At 72.5% G+C, this 24,789-nt stretch carries 23 protein-coding genes and 1 pseudogene; 15 read left to right on the top strand and 9 right to left on the bottom strand.

The genetic code is table 11. From position 1 onward, the window contains the following. Nucleotides 1-42 precede the first annotated feature (42 nt). A complete protein-coding gene (locus ABZ860_RS22575) occupies nt 43-1,068 on the top strand; it encodes a zinc-binding dehydrogenase (RefSeq protein WP_357223184.1) in 1,026 nt (341 codons plus the stop codon). A gap of 253 nt (nt 1,069-1,321) precedes the next feature. Continuing rightward, the gene (locus ABZ860_RS22570) at nt 1,322-2,953 is read left to right on the top strand and encodes an integrase (protein ID WP_357223181.1); all 1,632 of its coding nucleotides are present in this window, start codon (nt 1,322-1,324) and stop codon (nt 2,951-2,953) included. On the opposite strand, the gene ABZ860_RS22565 is transcribed toward ABZ860_RS22570, so the two are convergent. Further along, entirely contained in the window at nt 2,943-3,710 is a 768-nt protein-coding gene (locus ABZ860_RS22565) for a TSUP family transporter (RefSeq protein ID WP_357223178.1), read from the bottom strand. The genes ABZ860_RS22570 and ABZ860_RS22565 overlap by 11 nt on opposite strands. A gap of 51 nt (nt 3,711-3,761) precedes the next feature. Continuing rightward, the gene (locus ABZ860_RS22560; protein WP_357223174.1) at nt 3,762-4,646 is read right to left on the bottom strand and encodes a DUF2268 domain-containing putative Zn-dependent protease; all 885 of its coding nucleotides are present in this window, start codon (nt 4,644-4,646) and stop codon (nt 3,762-3,764) included. Nucleotides 4,647-4,764: 118 nt separating this feature from the next. On the opposite strand from ABZ860_RS22560, the gene ABZ860_RS22555 reads away from it, so the two are divergent. Genes ABZ860_RS22555 through ABZ860_RS22545 form a run of 3 tightly spaced genes read left to right on the top strand, consistent with a single transcriptional unit; the run spans nt 4,765 to nt 7,680 of the window. Next, nucleotides 4,765-5,661: a hypothetical protein gene (locus ABZ860_RS22555; RefSeq protein ID WP_357223171.1), complete on the top strand. Its 897-nt coding sequence runs from the start codon at nt 4,765-4,767 to the stop codon at nt 5,659-5,661. A gap of 34 nt (nt 5,662-5,695) precedes the next feature. Next, nucleotides 5,696-7,030, top strand: a complete 1,335-nt coding sequence (locus ABZ860_RS22550) for a histidine kinase (protein ID WP_357223168.1) — start codon at nt 5,696-5,698, stop codon at nt 7,028-7,030. Continuing rightward, nucleotides 7,027-7,680: a response regulator transcription factor gene (locus ABZ860_RS22545; RefSeq protein ID WP_357223166.1), complete on the top strand. Its 654-nt coding sequence runs from the start codon at nt 7,027-7,029 to the stop codon at nt 7,678-7,680. Before ABZ860_RS22550 ends, ABZ860_RS22545 begins: the two co-directional genes overlap by 4 nt. Nucleotides 7,681-7,770: 90 nt before the next feature. On the opposite strand, the gene ABZ860_RS22540 is transcribed toward ABZ860_RS22545, so the two are convergent. After that, nucleotides 7,771-9,081, bottom strand: a complete 1,311-nt coding sequence (locus ABZ860_RS22540) for an alpha-amylase family protein (protein WP_357223163.1) — start codon at nt 9,079-9,081, stop codon at nt 7,771-7,773. Between the two features lie 11 nt (nt 9,082-9,092). Further along, nucleotides 9,093-9,569 carry a MarR family transcriptional regulator gene (locus ABZ860_RS22535; protein ID WP_357223160.1) on the bottom strand — a complete coding sequence of 159 codons (477 nt, stop codon included), beginning with the start codon at nt 9,567-9,569 and terminating at the stop codon, nt 9,093-9,095. 665 nt (nt 9,570-10,234) lie between these two features. Here ABZ860_RS22535 and ABZ860_RS22530 point away from each other — a divergent pair. Further along, the gene (locus tag ABZ860_RS22530; protein ID WP_357223157.1) at nt 10,235-11,458 is read left to right on the top strand and encodes a beta-ketoacyl-[acyl-carrier-protein] synthase family protein; all 1,224 of its coding nucleotides are present in this window, start codon (nt 10,235-10,237) and stop codon (nt 11,456-11,458) included. A gap of 8 nt (nt 11,459-11,466) precedes the next feature. Here ABZ860_RS22530 and ABZ860_RS22525 read toward each other — a convergent pair whose 3' ends face one another. Further along, nucleotides 11,467-12,243: a hypothetical protein gene (locus ABZ860_RS22525; RefSeq protein ID WP_357223154.1), complete on the bottom strand. Its 777-nt coding sequence runs from the start codon at nt 12,241-12,243 to the stop codon at nt 11,467-11,469. Nucleotides 12,244-12,349: 106 nt separating this feature from the next. Between ABZ860_RS22525 and ABZ860_RS22520 the strand changes: the two genes are divergently transcribed. The 8 genes from ABZ860_RS22520 (at nt 12,350) to ABZ860_RS22485 (ending at nt 19,894) form a co-directional block, all read left to right on the top strand. Next, nucleotides 12,350-13,393 carry an AAA family ATPase gene (locus tag ABZ860_RS22520; protein WP_357223151.1) on the top strand — a complete coding sequence of 348 codons (1,044 nt, stop codon included), beginning with the start codon at nt 12,350-12,352 and terminating at the stop codon, nt 13,391-13,393. After that, nucleotides 13,390-14,310: a DUF58 domain-containing protein gene (locus ABZ860_RS22515; RefSeq protein ID WP_357223148.1), complete on the top strand. Its 921-nt coding sequence runs from the start codon at nt 13,390-13,392 to the stop codon at nt 14,308-14,310. Before ABZ860_RS22520 ends, ABZ860_RS22515 begins: the two co-directional genes overlap by 4 nt. Beyond that, the gene (locus ABZ860_RS22510; RefSeq protein ID WP_357223145.1) at nt 14,307-15,254 is read left to right on the top strand and encodes a VWA domain-containing protein; all 948 of its coding nucleotides are present in this window, start codon (nt 14,307-14,309) and stop codon (nt 15,252-15,254) included. Before ABZ860_RS22515 ends, ABZ860_RS22510 begins: the two co-directional genes overlap by 4 nt. Nucleotides 15,255-15,779: 525 nt before the next feature. Then, nucleotides 15,780-16,400, top strand: coding sequence for a methyltransferase (locus ABZ860_RS22505; RefSeq protein WP_357223142.1), 621 nt, complete (start codon nt 15,780-15,782; stop codon nt 16,398-16,400). Between the two features lie 7 nt (nt 16,401-16,407). Beyond that, entirely contained in the window at nt 16,408-16,959 is a 552-nt protein-coding gene (locus ABZ860_RS22500) for a TrmH family RNA methyltransferase (protein ID WP_357223139.1), read from the top strand. A 135-nt stretch (nt 16,960-17,094) separates the two neighbouring features. Continuing rightward, entirely contained in the window at nt 17,095-17,919 is an 825-nt protein-coding gene (locus ABZ860_RS22495) for a glycerophosphodiester phosphodiesterase (protein ID WP_357223136.1), read from the top strand. A 154-nt stretch (nt 17,920-18,073) separates the two neighbouring features. Beyond that, complete coding sequence (locus tag ABZ860_RS22490; RefSeq protein ID WP_357223134.1) at nt 18,074-19,423, top strand: MFS transporter; 1,350 nt, start codon at nt 18,074-18,076, stop codon at nt 19,421-19,423. Between the two features lie 126 nt (nt 19,424-19,549). Then, complete coding sequence (locus ABZ860_RS22485; protein ID WP_030509898.1) at nt 19,550-19,894, top strand: RNA polymerase-binding protein RbpA; 345 nt, start codon at nt 19,550-19,552, stop codon at nt 19,892-19,894. An 81-nt stretch (nt 19,895-19,975) separates the two neighbouring features. On the opposite strand, the gene ABZ860_RS22480 is transcribed toward ABZ860_RS22485, so the two are convergent. The 3 genes from ABZ860_RS22480 to ABZ860_RS22470 form a co-directional block, all read right to left on the bottom strand. After that, nucleotides 19,976-20,836 (bottom strand): universal stress protein, encoded by an 861-nt coding sequence (locus tag ABZ860_RS22480; protein ID WP_357223132.1) that lies wholly within the window; start codon nt 20,834-20,836, stop codon nt 19,976-19,978. Between the two features lie 103 nt (nt 20,837-20,939). Next, nucleotides 20,940-23,099, bottom strand: a complete 2,160-nt coding sequence (locus ABZ860_RS22475; protein ID WP_357223129.1) for an MMPL family transporter — start codon at nt 23,097-23,099, stop codon at nt 20,940-20,942. Nucleotides 23,100-23,122: 23 nt separating this feature from the next. After that, a complete protein-coding gene (locus ABZ860_RS22470) occupies nt 23,123-23,671 on the bottom strand; it encodes a helix-turn-helix domain-containing protein (protein ID WP_357223126.1) in 549 nt (182 codons plus the stop codon). Between the two features lie 226 nt (nt 23,672-23,897). Between ABZ860_RS22470 and ABZ860_RS22465 the strand changes: the two are divergent. Next, nucleotides 23,898-24,020 (top strand): annotated as a pseudogene (locus tag ABZ860_RS22465) (IS481 family transposase); the annotation flags it as partial. Between the two features lie 133 nt (nt 24,021-24,153). Here ABZ860_RS22465 and ABZ860_RS22460 read toward each other — a convergent pair. Further along, nucleotides 24,154-24,744, bottom strand: a complete 591-nt coding sequence (locus ABZ860_RS22460; RefSeq protein WP_357223123.1) for a hypothetical protein — start codon at nt 24,742-24,744, stop codon at nt 24,154-24,156. Nucleotides 24,745-24,789 lie beyond the last annotated feature (45 nt).

The raw sequence follows: 24,789 nt of genomic DNA, 5'->3' as shown, positions 1-24,789 counted from the left end.
CGACGGACCGAGGGGAGCGGCGATGACGCGGGGGACCAGGACGTGAGGGCCGCCCGGCTGCACAAGGTGGGCGACATCCGGCTGTCCGAGGAACCGCGCCCCGTTCCCGGGCCCGGCGAGAGCCTGGTGCGCGTCACCGCCGTCGGTCTCTGCGGCTCCGACCTGCACTGGTACTCCGAAGGCGGTATCGGCGACGCGGTGCTGGACGATCCGCTCGTCGTGGGGCACGAGATCGCCGGGGTGATCGAGGGAGGTCCGCGGCACGGCACACGGGTCGCGGTCGACCCCGCCATCCCCTGCGGCCGGTGCGGGGTGTGCGCGACGGGATACGGCAACCTGTGCCCGGATGTCCGCTTCGCCGGCCACGGCACGCTCGACGGCGGCCTGCGCGAGTTCCTCACCTGGCCGGACGACCTGTTGCACCCGCTGCCCGACACGCTGTCCGACAGCGACGGGGCGATGCTCGAACCTCTCGGTGTGGCGGTCCACTCCGTGGACCTGGGGCATCTGGGCCTCGGGGCGCCCGTCGCCGTCATCGGCTGCGGACCGATCGGGCTGCTGGTGGTCCAGCTCGCCCGGCTCGCCGGCGCCTCGACGGTGGTCGCCGTCGATCCCCTGCCGCACCGCCGCGCCGCCGCGTTGCGCTTCGGCGCCGACCACGCCCTGTCCCCCGAGGATGCGGGACCGGCCGCGTGGACCGGGATCGAGGGGCTTGACGGACTCGGCGTACGCGTGGCCTTCGAGGTTTCGGGCGACGACGACGCGGTGCGCGTCGCCATGACCGCGGCCCGGCCCGGTGGCCGGGTCGTGCTGGCCGGCATCCCCGAGGAGGACCGCACCTCGTTCCCCGCGTCACTGGCCCGGCGCAAGGGCCTCACGCTCGCGCTGGTCCGGCGGATGAACCTCACCTATCCCCGGGCGATCCGCCTCGTCGAGAACGGGTCGGTGGACGTGTCGTCGCTGGTCACGGACCGCTTCCCGCTCGCGGCCACGGCGGACGCCTTCGCCGCCGCCGTCTCCCGGCGCGGGCTCAAGGTCGTGGTCGAACCCACGACTGCGGCTTCTTGATGTCACAAACGGAGCAGAGACGGTCGAATTGACAGCCATGCCGACAGGGATACGACGACACGGGTCAAGATTCGCGCGAAATCCCGGTGCGACGGACGCGAAACCGGGTATGTTCTGAGCATCGCGCAAGCGAACACAGGCTTCACCGGGGCACTCGCCCCCGAGGGCGCGGTCTTCTGGGCCGCGCCCTCTTTATTTCCCCGATGTTTTGTTTCCCCCGATGTCCCCGTACACCCCCCGAGGTTGCGTCAGCATGCATGCGATCCCCGCCGGTCGTGACCCCCGGTCCTCCTACTCCCGGCACGTCACCACCCGGCTGCTCGACTTCACCCGTCAGGGAGCCCCCTGGCCGATCCGCCTGTGGGATGTCGGCTCGTTCCTGGCCCTGGAGGAGTTGTACGAGGCCGGGGTGTGGGTCGATCGGCGGGTGCTGTCGCAGGCCGCGGTGGACTGGCAGCGCCATGCGCTGGAACGCCTGCTCGGCGACGATCCCGCCCTGGGCACCGCGACCTACCGCCGGGAAATGCGCGAGGTTCTGTGCACGACCCTGACGCTGGCCAGCGACGGCCGCCGCAAGCTGCGTCACCTCATCGACATCGGGCGGCCCGGCTACCTCGGCCGCTGGTCGTCCTGCGCGGCGGCGCAGGAGCCGCCCCGGGCCGAACGCGTGGCCCGGGCCGTCGCCGCGCACCTGCTCGACAGCGGGCACAGCCTGGCCGGGGTGCAGCGCTGGCTCCGCGCCGGCCACCTGAACCTGTCGGCGACGGACCTGGTCGCCGAGGCGTCCGCACTTCTGGCCCGGCCGCCGCGCCAGTGGCGGGTCGTCGTCCCCTTCCGCGCGCTCAACCGGCACGAGGACCTGGCCGGCTGGCTGCCCAACTGGCTGACGGCCGAGCAGACGCGGCCCCTGATGGCGTACGCGAGCGCCGAGCGGCACCGGGAGGTGGTCGGCGGGCTGAGCTACTCGGTCGAGGCCAGGGACGCCGAGCGCGCCGTGGAGATCGTCTCCGACCTGGTCGAGCGGCTCCAGGCGCGGGCGCGCTTCACGGCCGCGGGGTCGGTCGTCCCGCTGGGCGAGGCGTACATCGAAGGCGAGGACCGGTCGTTTCCCCTCCTGCTGCCCCCGCGCGGCGCGCAGGTGCTCTCACTGGCCGCCGAGCGGCAGTTGTACGTGGTCGGCCAGGACGTGCAGCGGTTCGGCGAACAGGCCAGGAGCGCGGTCGACGAGGCCCTGGAGATCGCCTCCGCGCTCAACCCGGGGCCGCTGGCGCCCGCCATCGCGGGAGGCTGGGCGGCTCTGGAATCCCTGCTGACGGAGGCCAGGGACCCCGACGAGCGGGAGAAAGTGGTGGCCGCCGCCCGCGCCGCGGCGCTCGTCGCCTGTTCCTGGCCGCGCGCCGAGCTCACCGCGCTCTCCTACCGCGTACGTGCGGTACCCGGCGACGCCCTCCCCGACAAGCTGGCGGCCTGCGCGTCCAATCGGGAACGTTCCACACTGATCGCCGCCGAGCTGGAGTGCCGGGACGGGCTTCCGCTCGTGCGGTCCTGGCGGACCGGCAGCGACGTCGCGTCGGTCTTCCGGATGAAGGCGCTGCTCGCCGACCGCCGGCGGGTGCTGGAGCGGGTGCGCGGCTACCTGGAGGTGTCGCTGCGGCGGCTGTATCGGTGCCGCAACATCGTGCTGCACGGCGGTTCCACCGGCGGCGTCGCCCTTCCCGCCGCTCTCCGGGTCACGGCGCCGCTGGTCGGCGCCGCCCTCGACCGGATCGCGCACTCCCATCTGGTGGCGGGGGTGCCCCCGCTCGCGCTCGCGTCGAGGGCGGAGACCGCGCTGCGGATGGTGGACGACGACCTCGGCCCCGGCCTGTGCGATCTCATCGACTGAGAAACTGGTCGTACCCGAGCTTGGCCACCAGGGCGGCCACCACGCACAGCAGGACGACGCGGACGAATCCCGCTCCCCGGCTGAGCGCCATCCGCGCGCCGATCTGCGCTCCGGCGATGTTGCAGGCGGCCATGGCCAGGCCGAGCGCCCACACCACGTGGCCCTGCGCGGCGAAGACGACCAGGGCCCCGAGGTTGGTGCCGGTGTTGACGACCTTCGCCGTGGCGGAGGCGTGGACGAAGTCCATCCCGAGGATCGAGGTGAACGCGATGAGCAGGAACGTGCCCGTGCCCGGGCCGACGATGCCGTCGTAGTAGGCGATGCCGACGCCCGCGACCGCGACTCCCGTCACCACCCGCGCACGTGTACGCAGGTGCGGGTGGGGCAGGCGGCCGAACCCCGGCCGCAGGGTCACGAACGTCCCCACGCCCAGCAGCACGACCATCACCAGCGGCTTCAGCACGTCCGCGTCGAGCAGCGCCGCCGAGGCGGCGCCGAGGCCGGCGAAGGCGACCGCCAGCGCCGCGGCCGGTACGGCCACCGCCCGATCGAGCTTCGTCCTCCTCGCGTAGGTGACGGCGGCCGACCCCGTCCCGAAGATCGCGGCGGACTTGTTCGTCGCCAGCGCCTGGACCGGCGTGAGACCGGCCAGGAGCAGCACGGGAAGCTGCAGCAGCCCTCCCCCGCCGACGACGGCGTCCACCCATCCGGCGGCCACGGCGGCGAGGAGCAGGAGCACCACCTGTCCGGCACCCATGTGGCTCCGTTCCCCCTTTGCACCCGGTTGACCCTGGCTCGACGAGCGAGCCTAGCGGGCGGCGGAGAGCCCGGCGTTGGCCAGGATCTCCTTTGCGGGCAACGCCGTGCTCTCGGCGGCGGTCAGGCCCGAGGCGGCGAGGTGGGCGTCGACGATCCGCAGCCCGACCGGGTAGCCCGCGTGGTCGGGCAGGCCGACGGGCGGCTGCCCCATCAGCTCGGCGGTGGCGTCCCCGTGCACGTACGCGGTGAAGTTGTGCATGCCGGTCAGGTCCAGGGCCCCGGTGATCGTGGCGTACGCGGTGTCCAGCGCCGGCCCCTCCAGGGAGGTGCTCCAGGGCCCGAGCCCCTCCCGCCCGTGCAGCTCCCGGGCGAACGCCTCGGCGAGCCCTTCGGAGACGACCTGATCGCCGAGGGTGACGGCGGCGGGGTCCCAGACGACGTTCGAGTGCCTGATGTTGTGGTTGAGCTCGTGGACCGCGCAGTGCCCGAGGCGGCCGAGGTTCTCCTCCGTCGGCCACACGAGGAGGTAGACCAGGCCCTTGCCGCTCATGCCGAGGTAGCCGTGGTTGCGCCGCACCAGGTGCTCCGCGTCCGGGTCGCCGAGGACGATGTAGACCTGCAGCGTCTCGGGGTGCCGGATGCCGGGCACGGCCTCACGCTGGTGCTTCCACGCGGCGCTGAGCGCGTCGCGGACCTGCTCCCACACCCCCGCGTCGCGCATCCGCCGCACCGCGGGCGGGTAGCGCTCGTCGTCCCGGTCGACGCGGAAACCGAAGCCCCTGTGGTGCATGCCGACGACGTCGCCGACGGGCATCCAGGGCACGGCGTCCCACATCGGACGGAGCATGCCGGTGAGCGCCGCGGGCCGTTCCGCAAGGGGGGCGGCCAGCAGATCGGCCATCGCGGCGGCCGTGTCGTGAACGATGATCTCCATGCCGCCGACGCTAGAAGCTCACGCCACGTGAGGCTCAAGGGACTTTTCCCCCACGCGGGGGACGCGGGTCCCGCCCAGTGGGGAGGCCCGGCGAGGTCGCGACCGCGAGCCTGGAGTCATGCGAACGACAGACCTTCACCGGGAGTCTCCGCCCACGCGCAGCGGCGGGCTCGGCACGGCCGCCGCGGCGGTGGCCGGTCTCGCGCTGACCGGCGTCGGAGCGAGCGGGATCGCCTTCGACATCGTGGGCGGGATCATGGCGGCGATCGCGGCGGCCACCGGGGAGAGCGGCGTCGTCGACCTGGGCTTCGAGTGGCCGGCGGCCGCCGCCCGCGCCGCCGCGCTCGCCGCCGGCACGACACTCCTCGTGACCGCCGTACGGCGTCGCCGCCGCGCGCGGGGCGCCTGCGCACGCTGCGGCCGGTCCGCAGGACCCGGCGATGTCCAGCTCGAAGACCGCGACGACGCGGTGCGCACGTCCCCCGCCGGCGGGGGCCGGGGGACGTGGCAGGCCCGGGAATCGTGGCAGAGGCTGAGCGTCCGCGCCGGATATCTCACGGTGCTGCTCGCGGCCGGGTACGGCGCGCTGAAGGTGCAGTGGGGCCTCGGAGGCACGGTCGGCCTCACGGATCCCCGGGCGTTCGGGGATGTGCACCTGTGGACCCCGGGACTGGGCGACACCGGGGTGCTCGCGCTGATCGGCGTGGCGCTCGGGCTCGGGTTCGCCCGGACGTGGCGGCCGCCGCTGCGCATGCCGCGGTGGATGCCGCTGACCGCCGCCTTCGTGGGGAGCGTGATGCTGGTCCCGGTCGGCGTCCTCGGCACGGGACTGCGCGTCGCGGTCGCCCTCGGCCTCGCGAAGCCGTCCCTGGAGGGCGTCTCTCCTTGGGTGTTCGACGTCATCTATCCCTGGTTCCTCACCTGGGGGCTGGCGATGGGGACGGCGGCCGTCGGCTACCACTACCGCACGCGTGGCGTCTGCCGCGCCTGCGGCCGGGGGCGGCCCGCCTTCTGAGGCGGGCATGCGTCGGACGCGGGACCATCGGAACGTGAACCGCATCCTCGGACCGCTCCTCGACGGGGCCGTCTACCGCAGATGGGCCTGCCTGATCGTCGGCGGGGCGCTGCTCATGCCGTACATGATGGCCGGACAGGTCGCGACGGCGATCTGGCGCCCGACGCCGAACGTCGGCGATCCACTGCTGTCGGTACAGCCGTTGATCTTCATCGGGATGCTCCCCGTGGTGGCGGTGTCGGGGCTGTTCCTGCCGGTCCGGGCCTTCGAGGCCGCCGCCGCCCGCACGTTGCTGGGCGTGGCCGTCGAGGCCCCGCCGTCCTCCGTACGGCGGACATGGTCCGAACGCCGCCGGACCGCGGCGTGGTTCACCCTGCACCTGGGGATCGGCGGCCTGATGAGCGGGGTGACCCTGGCCATGGTGCCGTTCGCGGTCTGGCTGGCGGCCCTCCCGCTGGCCGGTGATCGCCTCGGGCTGGTGGACCGCGGGATCGGCGGCGGCTGGGCGACGATGTGGGGTCCGCCCGCGGGGCTGGCCGTCCTCGTCTGCCTGCTCTTCCTCGCCGTCGGCGCCGGAGCGCTGCTCGCCCGCCTGGCCCCCGTGTTCCTGGGGCCGTCCGCGGCCGACCGGCTCGCCCTGGCGCAGCAGGCCGCCCGCCGGCTGGCTCTGCGCAACCGGCTCGCCAGGGAGCTGCACGACTCGGTGGGCCATGCGCTCAGCGTGGTCACCGTCCAGGCCGCCGCCGCGCGGCGAGTGCTCGACCGTGACCCCGCCGTGGCCCGTGCCGCGCTGGAGGCGATCGAGTCCTCCGCGCGGGGCGCGCTGGACGAGCTCGACCACGTCATCGGGGTGCTGCGGGAGGGCGGCGGGCGGACCTCGCCGGAGCCGTCTCTCGGCGACCTTCCCGCGCTGCTCGACACCGCCGGCACCGGCGACACCGGCGACAGGCCGGTCGTCCGGCGGCTGGGCGACCTGTCGGCCGTGCCTCCCGTGATCTCCCGGGAGGCCTACGGCCTGGTGCAGGAGGCGTTGACCAACGCGATCCGGCACGGCGCGGGCCCGATCGAGATGGACGTCCGCGTGCGTGACCACGTCCTGGAGGTCCGCGTCCGCAACGCCGTCCGCACCGGCGGTGTGACCGGCAGGGCCGGGCACGGCCTGGACGGCATCCGGGAGCGGGTGACACTGCTGGGAGGCCGGATGGAGGCGGGCGGCAGTGACGGGACGTGGCGACTGGATGTCCGCATCCCGCTTCCCGGCGCAGGCACCGGCCGATCGTGGGAGGATCCCCCGGTCCCACCAGCCCGGAGCACCGGCGAGGGTTCGGGTGGGGACGAAGGCATCGGCGAGCGGCGGGTGGGCGCATGAATTCGACCATCGGAGTCCTGCTGGCCGACGACGAGGACCTGATCCGCATCGGCCTGCGGATCGTGATCGAGTCGGAGCCCGGCCTCGTCGTCGTGGGCGAGGCGGCCGACGGCGCGTCGGCCGTGTCACTGGCCCGTCGGCTGCGGCCCGACGTCGTGCTCATGGACGTGCGGATGCCGGCCGTGGACGGCATCCAGGCGACGAGGGCGCTGGTGGCCGCGCAGAACGCGCCGAAGGTCCTGGTGGTGACGACGTTCGAGAACGACGACTACGTCTACGAGGCGCTGCGGGCGGGGGCCGGCGGGTTCCTGCTCAAGCGGGCGAGTGCGGACGAGCTCGTCCAGGCGATCAGGGTCGTCGCGGCGGGCGAGTCGCTGCTGTTCCCCGCCGCCATCCGGTCACTGGTCGCAACCCGCGGCGCCGCGCGCCCGGCGCCCGGAATCGAGAGGCTGACCGCGCGTGAGGGGGACGTGCTGCGGCTGATGGCGCGCGGCCTGTCGAACGCGGAGATCGCCGCCGAGCTCGTCGTCGGCGTGGAGACCGTGAAGACCCACGTGGGGAACGTCCTGTCCAAGCTCGGGGCCCGCGACCGCACGCAGGCGGTGGTCGCCGCCTACGAGTCGGGTTTCGTCTCCCCCGCCGGGCCCTGAACCACCCGGCTGTCCTCTCCCGGACTCACCGGCTCGTGGGCGACGGCGGCGGGCGCCAGGCGCGGCCTTTCGCCGGACCGCTCTCGCTCCTCACGAGAGCCGCGGGGCCGTGGCGACAAGCCGGCCGAACGCGGGCAGGGACACGGCGCCGGACCCGGGGTCGACGTCGCCCTCTCCCGCCGCGTGGCTCCACGGTCCTGCCGGCACCGCGGCCGCCGCGGGTGCCGCGCCGAAGTTGAGCCCGACCGCGACGGCGCCGCCCTCGGGGCCGGTGAGGGTGTAGGTGAGCACGGCGTTGTTCAGGGTGTGAAGGTGGGTCTGCGCCCGCACCAGCCAGGGATGGCGCCGGCGCAGGCCCACCAGCGTCTGGTGGAGCCGCTCCACGGCCAGCTGCTCGGAGCCGAGGCCGGCCGGGTCGGCCGGGAAGGCGGGACGGATGGCGTCGTCACCGCCTTCGCGTTCCTCCTTCACCCCCCGCATGGCGCGCTCGTCACCCGCGTAGACGGACGGGATCCCGCCTACGGTGAACAGCACCGTGAGGGCGTGCGGCAGATGCCGGGGGTCACGCAACCGGCTCGCGATCCGGGTGACGTCGTGGTTGCCGACGAACGTCTGCGGGACGAAGGTGTCGAGCATGGCGTTGTGGCGCTTGAGCGCCCACGCCAGCTCATGGGGGTTGGTGTCGTTCAGCGAGCTCCAGATCGCCTTCCACAGTTCGTACTGGGTGACCGAGTCCAGCCCGCCCTCGGTGACGTAGGCGGCGTAGTCCCCGTGGATGACCTCCCCGCTGAACCACGCCTGGGGATACCGGGCCCGGACCCGGTCGGTGACCGCGCGCCAGAAGGACCGCGGCACGGCGTAGGCGGCGTCGAGACGCCAGCCGGCCACGCCGCGCTCCAGCCAGTACTCCAGGACGGAGACCACGTAGTCGGCCACGGCGGGATTGGCGTGGTTGAGGGCGACCAGGTGACGGTGCCCTTCGAAGGTGCGGAAGTCGTCGCCCTCGGGCACGAACCAGTCCGCGTACGGCGAGGCCGCGCCCGCGCGCCGTACGTCGGCGAACGGGCCGAAGGACCGGCCCACGTGGTTGAAGACGCCGTCCAGCAGCACCCGCACCCCGCGGTCGGCGGCTCGCCCGATCAGCTCGGTGAGGTCGTCCTCGGTGCCCAGGCGGGGGTCGATCCGGAAGTGGTCGACCGTGTCGTAGCCGTGTGTCTCGGCGGCGAAGACCGGTCCGAGGGCGAGGCCGTTGCAACCCAGCCGTGTCAGGTGGTCGAGCCAGCCGGCGAGCACCGGCAGCCGGTGGCGCGGTGATTCATGCGGGGGCAGCGCGACGCGTTCGGCGCCGAGGAAACCGAGGGGATAGACGTGCCACCAGATGGCGTGGTCGGACCAGGACATGAAGGCCTCCGTCAACGATTTCGGAGCGAGCGATCCGAGTGGCCGCCCGGTGAGTCGGCGAGGCGGTTCATCAGGCGCGCGGCGAGCAGCAGCACCTGCTGCTCGGTCTCGGTCAGGTCGGCGAGGGCGCCGCCGAGCCACGCGTCGCGCTGTGCCATGTCGCGGGCGAGCGCCCTGCGCCCCTCGTCGGTCAGTTCCAGCATGCGCTGCCGCCCGTCGCGGCTGTCCCGGGCGCGGCTGATCAGGCCGTCTCTCTCGAGTTCGGCGAAGACGCGGGTCAGCGACTGCGGCCGCTGGTGGTCGGCGGCGGCCAGCGCGCCGGCCGACATGGGACCGTTGCGCCGCAGGTGCGCGAGCACGCTGCTCTTGTTGAGGCTGAGCCCGTCCTCGGGACGCTCGGCGCTCAGCCTGCGGGCCAGCCGGATGACGCCCTGCCTGATCTCCATGGCCCGGTCCTGGCTCCTCGACGGTCCTGCCTGCTCCACCACAACACTAAGGTATCACTTAATAAACTTCCGCGAATCTGACCCTGTTAACGCGTGGTGTCACTCAGTAGCGGGGAATGATGTTAAGCGATGCGTAATACCTTCATGAGGTCGCTGCTCCACGACTGGTTCGGCCAGAGCCCTGGAGACCTCCTGCGCGTCCGGCTGGCCTGCATCGCCGTCGGCGCGATGATCGGCCTCGCCGCATCCTGGCTCGTGCTGCCGATCCGTACGACCGCCGTGGCCCGGGCCCGGCACCGCCGCCGCGCTGGCGGGCCTGGGCGAACTGCTGGAGGCCGACTGGCGCGACGTGCGCGCCGTACGGCGGGCGCGGGCCCGGTTCGCCCACGGCGTGGACCAGCTGACGCGCGCCGTCGCCCCGCTGCGGTTCTCGCCGGGCGACCGGCCAGGGCGGCCGCCCGCTGAACCGGGACGGGCCGGGCCGGATCGACGTCGTAAGACGGGCCACCCCTCCCTCCCCCGGGCAGCTCTTCCGGGCGGCGGGCTGCGCGGCGCCGACAAATCTTCCGCGGCTTTTTGGTCGATCATCACGCCTGCCCGCGGTGGGGGCGCTTTGGCAGCGTGAGGACCGGAATTGTCCGGCGCGATGCGCCCACCGCCATGCAGGGCGAATCGGCGCGGCCATCACAGAACAAGGGGGGTCGTCGATGGGAGACGGAATCAGGGCGCGGGTGTCGGTCACCGGGCTAGGCGCCACCACACCGCTGGGCGGGGACGTGGCCACCACCTGGGCGGGTCTGCTGGAGGGACGGTCCGGCATCCGCCTGATCGAGGAGGACTGGGCCGAGGACCTGCCCGTACGGATCGCCGGCCGGCTGCCGGTGGACCCCGCCGAGGTGCTGGGCCGGGTGGCGGCGCGGCGGCTCGACCGCTGCCAGCAGGCGGCGCTGGTCGCCGCGCGGGAGGCGTGGGCGGACGCGGGAGCGCCCGGCGTCGAGCCCGAGCGCCTGGCCGTGGTGATCGGCACGGGAGTCGGCGGCGTCCTGACCACGCTGACCCAGAACGAGATCCTGGAAGGGTCCGGACCGCGCAGGCTCTCGCCCTACACGGTGCCGATGCTGATGCCCAACGGACCGGCGGCGGTGGTGAGCATCGAGCTCGGCGCGCGCGGGGGCGCCCACACGCCGGTGAGCGCGTGCGCCACCGGCGCGGAGGCGATCGCGATGGGCCTCGACCTGATCAGGCTCGGGCGCGCCGACGTGGTGATCGCGGGCGGCGCCGAGGCGTGCGTGCACCGGCTGACCCTGGCCGGGTTCGCCCAGGCCAAGGCCGTCTCCACGCGCAACGACGCGCCGCAGGAGGCGTCGCGGCCGTTCGACGTGGAGCGCGACGGCTTCGTGCTGGGCGAGGGGGCCGCGCTGGTGGTGCTGGAACGCGAGGAGTTCGCCGCCGCCCGCGGCGCCCGGGTGCACGCCGCCCTCGCCGGAGCCAGGGTCACCTCCGACGCCCACCACATCACCGCCGCCGACGCGGCCGGACAGGCGCGGGCGATGCGGCTCGCCCTGGCCGACGCCGGTCTGGACGCTGTCGACGTGGGACACGTGAACGCCCACGCCACCTCGACCCCCGCGGGCGACCTGACCGAGAACGCGTCGATCGCCGAGGCGATCGGGACGCATCCCGCGGTCACCGCGATCAAGTCGATGACCGGTCACCTGTGCGGCGCGGCCGGGTCGCTGGCCGCGATCGCCACCGTCCTCGCCCTGCGGGACGGGGTGATCCCGGCGATCCGCAACCTCGACGCTCCGGACCCGGAGGTGAAGCTCGACCTGGTGGCCGGGGCGCCGCGCAGGGGCCGCTGGACGGCCGGGCTGGTCAACTCCTTCGGCTTCGGCGGCCACAACGCGTCCCTGGTGTTCACCGGCACCTGACGTTCGCGTCAGATCGGACCGCGGCCGTCGAACAGATCGTCCGGCCAGGGGCTCTGGCTGCCGTCTCCGCTGCCGGACGGGCCGGGGGTGGGCTGCTGCGGCTCCGGCGAGGCGGGCTCGGGCGGCGGGGTGGGCACGAACTGCGTGTTCGGCAGCGGCCGGGGCGGCTCCGGCTCGTCCTCGCCGCGGAACAGCAGCATCCAGGTGACCAGCAGCAGCGCGAGCACGAGCGTGGCCAGCAGCGTCGAGGCGAGCACGACCGAGCGCCGGGTGGCCACCGGCGGCGGTGGCGGCGCGGGCGGGGCGGGCAGGGCGGGGGTGCGGTCGCCCAGCCAGTAGTGCGCGAAGTCGGGCCCGTGCCGCTGCCCGATCAGCGTGCCGGACACGGTGACCGGGTCGAGGAACCGCTCGGCCCCCGGACCGTTCGGCACGTACGGCACGGCCACCCAGGGCGCGGGCCCGTCGTGCATCGCCAGGACGGGAGGCGTGTCGGGGGACACCCTGCCGCGCACCCGGTCGACCAAGGAGGCGCCCCACGCGCGTACGCCCGTCCTGCCCTGTGTTTCCCTGATCGCGCTGCTTTGTGCGTCCTTGATCGCGATGACGAAGCGGTCCCTCGCGGCGGCGTCGAGAGCGGCGCCGCTGGACAGGACGGCCACCGACACCACCCGTCCGTCGGGCGCCTGGCCCAGGTAGACGAGCCCGGCCGGGGCCGTCTGCAGACGCGCCTGCAGCGCGAACGGCCCCACGTGGGGCGGGTCGCCGTACTGCAGCGGAGTGACCATCCCCCACATCAAAACACACGGGCGCGGCAGGGGGTGTGGCACGCGCCGGGACGGGCAAATGGGAGAGAAATGGATTCTCCAGCCGAGTCACGATTGAATAACGAGCATGACCGTTGCCGATGAACGCAGTGACCCGGAGCCCGGCGAGGGCGTGACGGAGCAGGAGGAGGGCGAGGCCCGGCTGGACGCCCTGCGGGAGGCGCTGGCCGAGGTCCGGCGGGTGATCGTCGGACAGGACCACATGGTCGAGCGGCTGCTGGTCGCGCTGCTCGCCCGGGGACACTGCCTGCTCGAAGGCGTCCCGGGGGTCGCCAAGACGCTGGCCGCCTCGACGCTGGCCACCGTCGTGGGCGGCACGTTCGCCCGCATCCAGTTCACCCCCGACCTGGTGCCCAGCGACATCGTCGGCACCCGCGTGTACCACCCCAGTTCGGAGCGGTTCGACGTCGAGCTCGGGCCGGTGTTCGTCAACTTCCTGCTCGCCGACGAGATCAACCGCGCTCCGGCGAAGGTGCAGTCGGCCCTGCTGGAGGTGATGGCCGAGCGGCAGGTCACGCTCGCGGGGCGCACCCATCCGCTGCCCCGGCCGTTCATCGTGCTGGCCACGCAGAACCCGATCGAGTCGGAGGGCGTCTACCCGCTGCCCGAGGTGCAGCGCGACCGGTTCCTGTTCAAGGTGCGGGTGTCCCACCCGAGCGCGCACGAGGAGCTGGAGATCCTGCAGCGGATGAGCGTGCGCCCGCCCGTGCCCAGGCCGGTGCTCGACCCGGCCACGCTGGTGCGGCTGCAGGACATGGCCGAGGAGGTCTCGGTCCACCAGCTCGTGGCCGACTACGTCGTACGGCTGGTCATGGCCACGCGCACCCCGGCGGACTACGGCCTGGCCGACCTGCAGGACACGATCGAGATCGGGGTGAGCCCCCGGGCGACGCTGGGCCTGATCGCCGCCGGGCGGGCCCTGGCCCTGCTGCGCGGGCGCGACTACCTGCTGCCCGACGACGTCCGCGACGTGGCGGTCGACGTCATGTCGCACCGGCTGATGCTGACCTTCGACGCGCTGGCCGACGAGGTGGACCCCGACGACGTCGTACGCCGGGTCCTGCAAGCGGTGCCGCCGCCGCTCGTCGTGTGGAACCAGGGCATGCGGTGAGCGGGGCGAACCCCGACCAGGCGCTGCGGCGGCTGGAGCTGACGGTGGTGCGGCGGCTGGACGGGCTGCTGCAGGGCCGCCACCAGGGGCTGATCCCCGGGCCCGGCAGCGAGCACGGCGACACCCGCGTGTACGTGCCCGGCGAGGACGACGTGCGCCGCATGGACTGGGCGGTGACGGCGCGCACGACGGTGCCGCACGTGCGCGACCTGATCGCCGACCGGGAGCTGGAGACCTGGGCGGTGGCCGACCTGTCGGCCAGCATGGAGTTCGGCACGGCCGACATGTCCAAGCGCGATCTGGTCGTCAGCGCCGTCGGGGCGATCGGGATCCTGGCCGGCCGGGTGGGCGACCGGTTCGGCGCCTACATCCTGTACGGCGACGACGTGCACCGCTTCCCGGCCAAGCCCGGCCGGCCCCGGCTGTACGCTCTGCTGCACTCGCTTCTCAGCGCGCCGCCCGCGCAGGGCGCGGTGGACCTCGGGGAGGCTCTGGAGATGATGGCGACGGCGCACCGCAAGCGCGGGCTGCGGCTGATCGTCTCCGACTTCCTCGACTCGCCCGACTCCTGGGAGCCGCCGCTGCGCCGCCTGGCCGCGCGGCACCAGGTGCTCGCCGTGGAGATCATCGATCCCCGCGAGCTGGAGCTGCCCGACGTCGGGTACGTCACCCTCGCCGACCCCGAGACCGGGCGCTCGCGCGGCGTCCACCTGTCGCGCACGCTCAGGGAGCGGTACGCCGAGGCGGCGGCCGAGCAACGGCAGGAGACCCGGGCCGCGCTGCGCCGGGCCGGGGCGGCCCACCTGGTGCTGCGCACCGACCGCGACTGGGTGTTCGACATCGCCGAGTTCGTGCTGCGCCAGCGGCGGGCCTCCCATCTGCTGCGCAGGGCCGCGAACAGGAAGGCGGGCGCATGACCTTCCTCACCCCCGGCTGGCTCTGGCTGTTCGTCCTGGTCGCCGCGCTGGTCGCGGCGTACGTCGCGGCGCAGTTCGCGCGCCGCCGCTACACCGTGCGCTTCACGAACCTCGCGCTGTTGTCGCTGGTGGCGCCCGAGCGGCCCACCTGGCGGCGGCACGTGCCGGCCGTGCTGTTCCTCGTCATGATGAGCCTGCTGGTCCTCGGCGCCGCCCGGCCCGCGGGCGAGGTGAAGGTGCCCCGCGACCGCGCCACCATCATGGTCGCCGTGGACGTGTCGCTGTCGATGGAGTCGGCGGACGTCGCGCCCACCCGGCTCGTCGCGGCCAAGCAGGCCGCCCAGCAGTTCGTGAAAGACCTTCCCGAGCGGTTCAACGTCGGGGTGGTGGCCTTCGCCAGATCGGCCGCCGTCGTGATCTCCCCCACCACCGACCACGCCGCCGTGAACACCGCGATCTCCAGCCTGACCACCCGGCCCGGCACGGCGATCGGCGAGGCCGTGTTCAACTCGCTCGACTCGATCAGGTCGTTCGACCAGCGGGCGGTCACCGATCCGCCGCCGTCCGCCATCGTGCTGCTGTCGGACGGCGACAACACCTCCGGACGGTCGGTCAACGAGGCCATCGAGGCGTCGGTCGGCGCCAAGGTGCCGGTGTCCACGATCGCCTACGGCACGCCGGAAGGCACGGTGACGATCGACAACCGGGCGGTGCAGGTGCCGGTCAACAAGACCACGCTGAAGTCGCTGTCGGACGGCACCGGGGGCCGGGCGTACACCGCGGAGTCGGGCAGCGAACTGCGCGACGTGTACGCGCAGATCGGCACCTCGCTCGGCTACAAGGTCGTGCATCAGGAGATCACCCAGCGGTTCCTCGTCGCGGCGATCGTCGCGGGCCTGCTGGCCGCCGTCGCGGCGATGCTGCTGGGCGCCCGCATCCCCTGACGCGGTCACCCGGCGCGTTCAGCGGACCGGCACCTCGGGGCAGCTCGCCGCCCTTCTCCACCGGCGCGCGCCGAGGAGACCGGGCGAAGGCTGGCCCGGCCGCCAGGAACGCCGCCCGTACGGCCTCGAGATCCTCGTGATCCGGCGTCCGATCGTGCTCGTCCCATTGGCCGAGTTCGGCTCCGAGCCGCTCCACGAGCGCGCTCCTGCGGGTCTCGGCCCTGCGGCCGTTGGCCCGCACGTCGCCGATGCGCCGCCATGCCGTGGCGAAGTCTCGGCGAGAGCGTCGGCGGCGTCCTCGGGGGACTCGGTGCGGCGCCGCACGTATCGGAGGAGATCCGCGTAATGCGCCAGATAGATCTCCTCGAAACGACGTCTCAGGTCCGAGCGGGCCACCGATACTCCCCCTTCGCCGCTTTCTCCGTCATCTCGTACGTGTCCGTAAGGCCGGAAGTGTTTCCGCCTGTCCCCGGTCCTCACAGGCGACGGAGATCACCGGTCTCCGGCGTTGGTACGTTTGGGCACGTGGCCCATTACTTCGAGGAGAGCCCCCAGACGGCCAGCCGGCCCGGTTCGGTCGCTCTGGTCCTCCCGGATCTGCACCTGCGACTGGAGACCGACCGCGGGGTGTTCTCCCCCGAGCGGATCGATCCGGGGACGCGGGTGCTGCTGGAGACCGTTCCGCCGCCCCCGGCGGAGGGCGACCTGCTCGACCTCGGTTGCGGCTACGGTCCCATCGCGCTGACGATGGCGTCGCGGGCGCCGGGGGCCACGGTGTGGGCCGTCGACGTCAACCGGCGCTCGGTGGAGCTGTGCGCGCGGAACGCCAAGAGCGCCGGCCTTGACAAAGTAAGGTCGGTTCATGTCGACGAGATGCCGGAGGACGTCAGGTTCCGGGCCATCTGGTCGAACCCGGCCATCCGGATCGGCAAGGCCGCGCTCCACGAGATGCTCACCCGGTGGCTCGACCGGCTCACCCCCGACGGCAGCGCCTACCTGGTCGTGCAGAAGCACCTGGGCTCCGATTCCCTGCAGCGCTGGCTGAGCGACCACGGCCGGCCCACCTCACGGCTGGCCTCCCGGTCCGCCTACCGCGTGCTGCGGGTCGACGCCCGCCCCGCCGACATCGAGACCCAGGAGCGATGAGCGCCCGATGAGCACTCCCAACCCGCGCAGGCAGCTCAAGCCGACCGACGTCAAGCGGCTCAACCGCACCTGGCGCCGCAACACCGAAGGGCGTCTCGCGCTGATCCTCGAGTCGGTGACCGGTCCCTTCAACATCGGATCGATCTTCCGTACGGCGGCCGCCTTCGGCGTGGAGACGATCTGGCTGGCCGGCAACGCCACCCCGCCCACCAACCCCAAGGCGCAGAAGACCGCGCTCGGCACCGACCGGCTGGTCGAGTGGCACGAGCCGGTCCCGGTGGCCGAGGCCGTGCGCGCCGCCAGGGAGGACGGCTTCCGGGTGGTCGCCGTCGAGCTGACCGGCGACGCAGCGCCGCTGCACGAGGCCAAGCTCGACGGCGACGTCTGCCTGGTGCTCGGCAGCGAGGACCACGGCTGCTCCCCCGCCTGCCTTGAGGCGGCCGACTCGGTGGCCTACATCCCCCAGGTCGGCAGGGTCGGCTCGGTCAACGTGGCGGTCGCCGCGGCCATCGCGATGGCGGAGACCAGGCGGCAGGAGTGGGCGTCGCCCGCCGGGTAACCGCTCTCCCTGACGGCCACCGGCCCGGCCGGGACCGCCCTCGGTGTGCGGCCCGGCTCGCCTGGGCGGGACTTCCGCCACGAAGATGACAATGGACTCTTGTGACGCAAATGTTCACCTTGGTGCGCTGACTGTATGGCCGGAACCCGGCATACTCCTCTCGTGCATCGCCGTTTCGCGTTCCTCGACCACCCCGGACCGCTCGCCTTCGCGCATCGAGGCGGGGCGGCGGAGGCCCGCGAGAACACCATGGCCGCTTTCTCCCGGGCGGTCGAGCTCGGCTACACCTACCTGGAGACCGACGCGCACGCGACCGCCGACGGCGTCCTGCTCGCGTTCCACGACCACACCCTCGACCGCGTCACCGACCGCACCGGCCGCATCTCGCGGCTGCCCTACCGGGAGGTGCGCGGGGCCAGGATCGGCGGCCGGCACGAGATCCCGCTGATGGAGGACCTGCTCGGCGCCTGGCCGGACGTGCGGTTCAACATCGACGTCAAGGAGAGCGCCGCGATCGCGCCGCTGGCCCAGGCGATCCGCCGCACCCGCGCCTACGACCGCGTGTGCCTGACGTCGTTCTCCGACGCACGCCTGGCCCGCGCCCGGCGCGCGATCGACCGGGAGGTCTGCTTCTCGCTCGGCCCGCGTGGCCTGGCCGCCCTGCGTACGGCCGCGATGGGAGGTGGCTACGGCAGGCTGCTGGCCGGGCTGGCCCGGGCGGGGGTGCCGTGCGCGCAGGCGCCGATCGGGTTCCGCGGCCTGCGGGTGACCACCCGCGCCCTCGTACGGACCGCGCACGCGATCGGCATGCAGGTGCACGTGTGGACCGTGAACGACCCGGTGACGATGGCCCATCTGCTCGACCTCGGCGTCGACGGGATCATGACGGACAACATCAGCGGCCTGCGCGACGTGCTCAAGTCACGCGGGCAGTGGCACCCCCGCCCGGCCGAGCCGTGACCCGGAACCACCCCGCCCGGCCCGGACCGCGCCGCCGAACCCGCTGACCCCGCTCCCGCTCGACCCCTATGTCCGCTCGATCCCTGCTCCCGCTCGACCCCCGCCCCCGCCGATCCCCCGGCCCCGGCGGCGCTCCACCCCGTGAGGAGAGACCATGACCGCTCCCCAGGTCGTCCAGGAGGAGATCCCCGGCGCGCGGCGGCGCGAGCAACGCGGCTGGTACTGGTACGACTGGGCGGACTCGGCGTTCCAGACGACCGTCCTGACCGTCTTCCTCGGGCCGTATCTGACCTCGGTCGCCACGACGGCGGCGGGCGGCGAGGACGGCTTCGTGGCGTTCCTGGGCCTGGACCTGCGGCCGAAGGCGTACTTCACGGCCCTGGTGACGATCTCGGTGCTGCTGCAGATCGTGGTCATGCCGATCGCCGGCGCCCTGGCCGACCACACCGGCCGCAAGAAGCAGATCCTGGGGGTCTTCGCCTATCTCGGCGCGGCGGCCACGCTCGGCTTCTACCTCGTCTCCGGCGGCGGTTACCTGCTCGGCGGCGTGCTGTTCCTGGTCGCCAACGTGACCTTCGGCGTGGCCCGCGTGGTCTACGACTCCTTCCTGCCGCAGATCTCCGGTGCGGAGGAACGCGACGCGATCTCCAGCAGGGGCTGGGGCTTCGGCTATCTCGGCGGCGGCCTGCTGCTCGCGCTCAACCTGGTGCTGTACCTGTCCGGCGCGGTCGAGGAGGGCCTGGCGGTCCGCGTGAGCCTGGCCTCGGCGGGCCTGTGGTGGGGCGCGTTCACCCTGATCCCGATGCTGCGCCTGCGCAACCGGCGGGTGCCCGTCCACGAGGCGACCGCCTTGCGGGCCGCGGCCGGCAGCGTCCGCCAGCTCGGCCGCACCCTCGCCGACCTGCGGCGCTATCCCCGCACGCTGCTGTTCCTCGCGGCCTACCTGATCTACAACGACGGCGTGCAGACGGTGATCGGGTTCTCCGCGACGTACGCCGACCAGGAGCTGGGCCTGAGCCAGACGCACCAGATCGGGGCGATCCTCATGGTGCAGTTCATCGCGGTCGGCGGCGCGCTCGGGCTCGCGCGGCTCGCGGCCAGGTTCGGGACCAAGCGCACGGTCCTGGCCAGCCTGGTCGTGTGGACCGCGGTGGTGGGAGTGGCCTACTTCCTGCAGAAGGGCGCTGCGGTCCAGTTCTACGCGATCGCCTTCGCCATCGCGATCGTCATGGGCGGCACACAGGCGCTGTCGCGCTCGCTGTACTCCCTGGTGATCCCGCCCGGCAGGGAGGCGGAGTACTTCAGCCTCTACCAGATCAGCGACAAGGGGTCGGCGTTCCTCGGCTCGCTGATGCTCACGCTGGCGCTCCAGCTCACCGACAGCTACCGCACCGCGATCGTCTCGCTGATCGTGTTCTTCGTCGTGGGGTTCGTGCTGCTCACCGTTGTCAACCTGCCCCGGGCAATTCGCGAGGCGGGGAACGAGGTGCCCGACCACATCTGAGACCAGTGGGACGGAAAAAGCGCGATTGGATCAGGTCTCCGCTGGGAATCCACACACGGTATCAAAGCGTTGTACGCGGTGGCGAACGAACCCCTCGAAGGCGGGGACCTCAGGAGGCTTAAAGACATGGGCGAGCGTGCACTTCGCGGTACCCGGCTCGGCGCGACCAGCTACGAGAACGACCGCAACACCGATCTGGCCCCGCGCCAGGAGGTGTCCTACACGTGCCCGAAGGGCCATCTCACCACCGTCCCGCTCGCCGTCGAGGCCGAGATCCCCACGACCTGGGAGTGCCGTCACTGCGGCAGCCCGGCGCTGCGGGTGGACGCGGAGCAGCCCCAGCAGAAGAAGGCGAAGCCCCCGCGGACCCACTGGGACATGCTGCTGGAGCGTCGCTCGATCGAGGACCTCGAAGAGGTGCTGAACGAGCGCCTCGCCATTCTGCGCGAGCAGCGGCGCAAGAGCGCGTAGGACGCCGCGACGCCCCCGGCGGCCCGGAGATTCCGGGCCGCCGGGGGCGTTCGCATGCCCGGCCGTTTCGATTCGGACTGCTCAGCCGGTCGATGCCGGCGCGCGGACGACGACCATGGGGCACGTCGCGTAATGCAGCATGGCCTGGCAGACCGATCCGAGGATCAGGCCGGTGAACTCGCCGTGACCCTGGGAGCCGATGACGAGCAGGTCCGCGCCGGCCGACGTCTGCCGCAGCACGTCCACCGGATGACCCCGGACGACCTCCTCGACGACCTTGACGTCGGGATAGCGCTCGCGACGCCCGGCGAGGGCCTCCCTGACCATCCGCACCTCGACCTTCTCGTCGTCGAAGTCGTCGGGGAGCGGCGCGAAGCCTCCTCCCGCCTCCAGCGAGCTGTAGGCGTGCACCACCCGCAGGCCCGTCCCGCGCAGCGCCGCCTCGGCGAAGGCGAAGTCGAGCACCTTGGCGCAGGCGGGCGATCCGTCGATGCCCACGACGATCTCCGGGCGCGGCGCGGAGGGCACTTCCCGCACGACGACCACGTCGCACGGGGCGTGACCCGCCACGCCGTACGCGACCGAGCCGAGCAGCAGGCCGCGGAAGCCGCCGAGCCCGTGGTTGCCGAGCACCAGGAGATCGGCGTCCACGGCCGCCTCGACGAGCGCCGGGCGCGGGTCGCCGGCCAGGATCGCGGTGTCGATCGGCACCCGGGGCGCCTCCGCGCGAACCCGCTCGGTGGCGGTGTCCAGCACGGCGGCGGCGCCGTCGCGCATCCACGCCGCGACGCTGGTGTAGGGGCCTTGCTGCGCCGTCGAGCACGCCCAGGCGGGGATGGCGTTGGCGATGCGCAGGGGCACGCCGCGCAGGTCGGCCTCCCGGGCCGCCCAGCAGGCGGCCTCCATGCCGGCGTGCGAGCCGTCGACACCCACGACGATCATGACGCCCTCCCCTCGAACGCTCCTTCCATCACATCGTTCCCCGGCTGGGCACGCGAGCACCGAAGGTCCCGCCGAGGCGGGACCTCCGGCCCCCGGCACTCCTCTACGACACCCCGGCGTGCTCCGGGGAGGCGGCCCGGGCGGTGAGGTGGTGGCGCAGGCGCTCGCCCTCGACGTCGAGGTCGGGCAGCGCCCGGTCCAGGGCGCGCGGCAGCCACCAGGCGGCGCGGCCGAGCATGGACATCACGGCGGGGACGAGGGTCATGCGGACCACGAAGGCGTCGACGAGCACGCCGACCGCGAGCGCGAAGCCCATCGACTTGATGATCGGGTCGTTCATGAACACGAACCCGCCGAACACGGCCGTCATGATCAGCGCCGCGGCGGTGACGACCCGCGCGTTGTGCCCCATGCCGTTGATCGTCGCCTGGCGGGGAGTGTCGCCGTGCACGTAGTCCTCGCGCATCCGCGAGACCAGGAACACCTCGTAGTCCATGGCCAGGCCGAACAGGATGCCGATGAGCAGGATCGGCAGGAAGCTCACCAGCGGGCCCGGCACGTCCACGCCCAGCAGGCCGGCCAGGTGGCCCTCCTGGAAGATCGCGACGGTGATGCCGAAGGTCGAGCCGACGGTGAGCAGGAAGCCCAGCGCCGCCTTGACCGGGACCAGGATCGAGCGGAAGACGAGCATGAGCAGCAGCACCGACAGGCCGACCACCAGGACCAGGTAGACGGGCATGGCGTCGGCGAGCTTGTCGGAGACGTCGATGCCCACGGCCGTGGCGCCGGTGACGGCGATCTCGGCGCCGCCGATCGCGGCGACCTTGGCGCGGATGGCGTGGACGGCGTCCTCGGTGGCCGCGTCGGTCGGCCCGGCCTTGGGGATGATGGTCAACAGCGCGGTGGTGCCCGCGGCGTTGGGCTGCGGCGGGGCCACGGCCAGCACGCCGGGAGTCTGCTGGATCATCCGGGCGGCCTCACCGGCGGCGGCGGTCGTGGCCGCGCGGTCGGCGGCGGAGACCACGGCGACCAGGCGGGCGTTGAAGCCCTCGCCGAACCCCTCGCTGGTCAGGTCGTAGGCCTCGCGGGCCGGGGTGCCCGGGGCGGCGGTGCCCGCGTCGGGCAGGGCCAGCCGCAGGTCCTGGGCCGGCAGGGTGAGCGCGCCGAGGGCGAGGACCCCGGCCAGCAGGATCGGCACGCGCAGCCGGGTGACCGCCCGCCCCCAGGTGTAGCCGAAGCCCCGGCCGCCCGTGCCCGCGTTCTCGCCTGTGCGCTGCTTGCGCGGCAGCACCCTGGCTCCGGCGTACGACAGGAAGGCGGGCAGCAGCGTGAGGGCGACCAGCACGGCGACGGCCACGGTGCCGGCGGCGGCCAGGCCCATCACGCTCAGGAACGGGATGCCGACCACGGACAGACCGGCGAGCGCGATGACGACGGTGGCCCCGGCGAACACGACCGCCGACCCGGCGGTGCCGACCGCCCGGCCCGCGGCCTCCTCCGGTGCCTCGCCCTCGGCCAGGAACTGGCGGTAGCGGGAGGTGATGAACAATGAGTAGTCGATACCCACGGCCAGCCCCAGCATCAGCGCCAGCACCGGCGTGACGGAGGTCAGCTCGACGACGCCGCTGAGCGCGAACAGGCCGCCCATGCCGGCCCCCACGCCAATCAGCGCGTTCAGCAGGGTCATGCCGGCGGCCACCAGCGAGCCGAAGGTGACGATCAGCACCACCGCGGCGATCACGACGCCGATCCCTTCCGAGCCGCCGACCTCCGGCGCGGCGTTCAGGACCTCGCCGCCGTGCTCGACCCGCAGCCCGGACACCGAGGAGCCGGCCTTCAGGTAGGCCGCGCGCTGGGCGTCGGTCACGTCCTTGACCGCATGGGCGAACTGCACCTGGACCAGGGCGTAGCGGCCGTCGGCGGAGACGGCGCCGACCCGGAACGGATTTATCGCGGCGACGACGCCGGGGATGCCGGCGGCCTCCTTGACCACCGGCGCGACCGCGGCCGGGTCCAGCTTCCGGCCCTGCGGAGCGGCGACGACGATGGTGCCGGTGGCACCGCTGGCCTGCGGGAACTCCTTGGCCAGGGCGTCCAGCGCCCGCTGCGACTCGGTGCCCGGCATGGCGAACTTGTCGCCCGTCGGGCCGTGGAAAGCGGCGGCGCCCAGGCCCAGGACCACGAGGAGCAGCAGCCACACGGCGGCCACGCGCCCGCGTCTGCGGAAGGAGAACCGGCCCAGCCGGTAGAGCAGGGTTGCCAAAGCAGATCTCTTTCTTCGGGAGGTCAGTCGGTCGGCAGACCGAGCGTGCGCAACGCACCGCGGGTCAGCTCCGCGCGCAGCGTCTCCTCGGGGAGCGCGAGCTCGCCGGCGCTGGTAAGGATGATCCCCAGCATCGCCATCCAGGCCCAGACCCGGGCCTGGGGGGCGGCCGAACGGCCGGACAGGGCGTCCGTCAGCCGTTCGGTGAGGCCGTCCACGTCCGGCAGTTCCGGCCGGCAGATCAGCGCGTCGACGTCCTGCAGGAGGATCTTCACCTGGAGCCGGAAGCGCAGGGACAGGTCGACGAGCCCGGCGACGGCGGCGCGGGCCGCCTCTTCACCGTCGAGCGCGGCGAGCCGGCCCTCCAGCTCGGCGAACTCCGGCCCGACGGGCGCCAGCAGCTCGGTCAAGATCGCGTCCTTGTTCGTGAAGTGGTAGAGCAAGGACGCCTTGGAGCAGCCCGCGTCCGTGGCGATGTCCTGCAGGGAGGTGCCGCGGAAGCCGTGGGCGGCGAACAGCCGCAGGGCCGAGTCCAGGATGTCCGCGCGCATGGTGGTTGCGGAACGTGCCATGGGGACCACCTTAGCTGACCGATCGGCCAGCTTTGACCGATCGGACAGTCACGACTCCGGCGGCCGCCGGCGCTCCATGCCGGCCTTCACCTGGCACGGCCGCCGCGTGGAGGTCTCACCCGTCGTCCGCTAGAGACCTGTAACGGCGAGGGTCGTATGGCCGTCCCTACGACCGGCCCCGCTGGTCGACGCCGCTCACCAGCACTGCAATCTGCATCGAGCTTGGGGCATCACGCACAAACGCATACGCCCCTACCGGCAGCAGACCAATGGCAAGGTCGACCCCTTCCACTGCAGCATGGTCGACAAAGGGGCCTACGCCCGCTCGTATGCCTTAGAGGCCGAGCAGGCGCACGTTGAGGCCAACCTGGACGCCAATCGCCCGGCCATGCCCGAGCCGACACCAGCGCGGAAGACGACGGATTCTACCCGTCACCCCCACCGCCGGCGGTTTCCCCGCCGCCTCTTCTGTGAGCATCGCCTCAAGATCCGAGATGGTTGCAGAAATATCGCGAATGTTCGCGGCTCAGCCATTCCGCCGTCAGCCGGACACCGGTAATCCGCTCGATCAGAACCAGTGCGTGCACCTTCCACTCATTCGATGATTTACCTCGAAGATAGGGCAAGTCTGCAAGATTTCCTTCCAGGGCGCCGATATCACCGGCAGGATCATCCAGATAACGGAGGCGACATAGAACTCGACCCTTACAAGCATAGATTAGAGAGTAATGCAGAAGTGTGTCGCCAATCACCAAAGAAAGCGCCTCTCCGTTGATCGAGAGGTGGTCCAGCGATTTTGAAGCGCGCAGGTCCCCGGGTTCCATGACGATGAACCAGGAACCTAAGTCACCGACGAGGAGAGTATTTCCGCGACCGGTTTGCATGATGTGTTGATGAGATTCGGCATCCGCATCGGACAGTGTGCGAGGGGCTGCGCTCCGAAGATCTCCACCGAGCAAGCCAGCAAGTTCGTGCGAACTGCCGGCCCGACACCACGTCAAGCATGTCTCCCCGAGATTCTCACCATGTCGATCGAGAAGCGACCGGTAGTGGGACTCAACTGCATCGAGCATGAGACCTCCATCAACAGGAGATTGCTGCGAGACGCTGTTTGCGCC

The sequence above is a fragment of the Microbispora sp. NPDC046973 genome, from assembly GCF_040644495.1.
GTDB lineage: Bacteria > Actinomycetota > Actinomycetes > Streptosporangiales > Streptosporangiaceae > Microbispora.
This window is presented reverse-complemented; position numbering and strand designations above follow the sequence as displayed.

What these genes read in the sequence shown, in the direction of transcription:
- ABZ860_RS22485 (WP_030509898.1), top strand. Translation starts at nt 19,550, where the DNA reads ATGGGCGAGCGTGCACTTCGCGGTACCCGGCTCGGCGCGACCAGCTAC.
- ABZ860_RS22460 (WP_357223123.1), bottom strand. Translation starts at nt 24,744, where the DNA reads ATGCTCGATGCAGTTGAGTCCCACTACCGGTCGCTTCTCGATCGACAT.
- ABZ860_RS22510 (WP_357223145.1), top strand. Translation starts at nt 14,307, where the DNA reads ATGACCTTCCTCACCCCCGGCTGGCTCTGGCTGTTCGTCCTGGTCGCC.
- ABZ860_RS22560 (WP_357223174.1), bottom strand. Translation starts at nt 4,646, where the DNA reads ATGGAGATCATCGTTCACGACACGGCCGCCGCGATGGCCGATCTGCTG.
- ABZ860_RS22540 (WP_357223163.1), bottom strand. Translation starts at nt 9,081, where the DNA reads ATGTCCTGGTCCGACCACGCCATCTGGTGGCACGTCTATCCCCTCGGT.
- ABZ860_RS22490 (WP_357223134.1), top strand. Translation starts at nt 18,074, where the DNA reads ATGACCGCTCCCCAGGTCGTCCAGGAGGAGATCCCCGGCGCGCGGCGG.
- ABZ860_RS22530 (WP_357223157.1), top strand. Translation starts at nt 10,235, where the DNA reads ATGGGAGACGGAATCAGGGCGCGGGTGTCGGTCACCGGGCTAGGCGCC.
- ABZ860_RS22520 (WP_357223151.1), top strand. Translation starts at nt 12,350, where the DNA reads ATGACCGTTGCCGATGAACGCAGTGACCCGGAGCCCGGCGAGGGCGTG.
- ABZ860_RS22495 (WP_357223136.1), top strand. Translation starts at nt 17,095, where the DNA reads ATGGCCGGAACCCGGCATACTCCTCTCGTGCATCGCCGTTTCGCGTTC.
- ABZ860_RS22565 (WP_357223178.1), bottom strand. Translation starts at nt 3,710, where the DNA reads ATGGGTGCCGGACAGGTGGTGCTCCTGCTCCTCGCCGCCGTGGCCGCC.
- ABZ860_RS22555 (WP_357223171.1), top strand. Translation starts at nt 4,765, where the DNA reads ATGCGAACGACAGACCTTCACCGGGAGTCTCCGCCCACGCGCAGCGGC.
- ABZ860_RS22545 (WP_357223166.1), top strand. Translation starts at nt 7,027, where the DNA reads ATGAATTCGACCATCGGAGTCCTGCTGGCCGACGACGAGGACCTGATC.
- ABZ860_RS22480 (WP_357223132.1), bottom strand. Translation starts at nt 20,836, where the DNA reads ATGATCGTCGTGGGTGTCGACGGCTCGCACGCCGGCATGGAGGCCGCC.
- ABZ860_RS22570 (WP_357223181.1), top strand. Translation starts at nt 1,322, where the DNA reads ATGCATGCGATCCCCGCCGGTCGTGACCCCCGGTCCTCCTACTCCCGG.
- ABZ860_RS22525 (WP_357223154.1), bottom strand. Translation starts at nt 12,243, where the DNA reads ATGGTCACTCCGCTGCAGTACGGCGACCCGCCCCACGTGGGGCCGTTC.
- ABZ860_RS22500 (WP_357223139.1), top strand. Translation starts at nt 16,408, where the DNA reads ATGAGCACTCCCAACCCGCGCAGGCAGCTCAAGCCGACCGACGTCAAG.
- ABZ860_RS22470 (WP_357223126.1), bottom strand. Translation starts at nt 23,671, where the DNA reads ATGGCACGTTCCGCAACCACCATGCGCGCGGACATCCTGGACTCGGCC.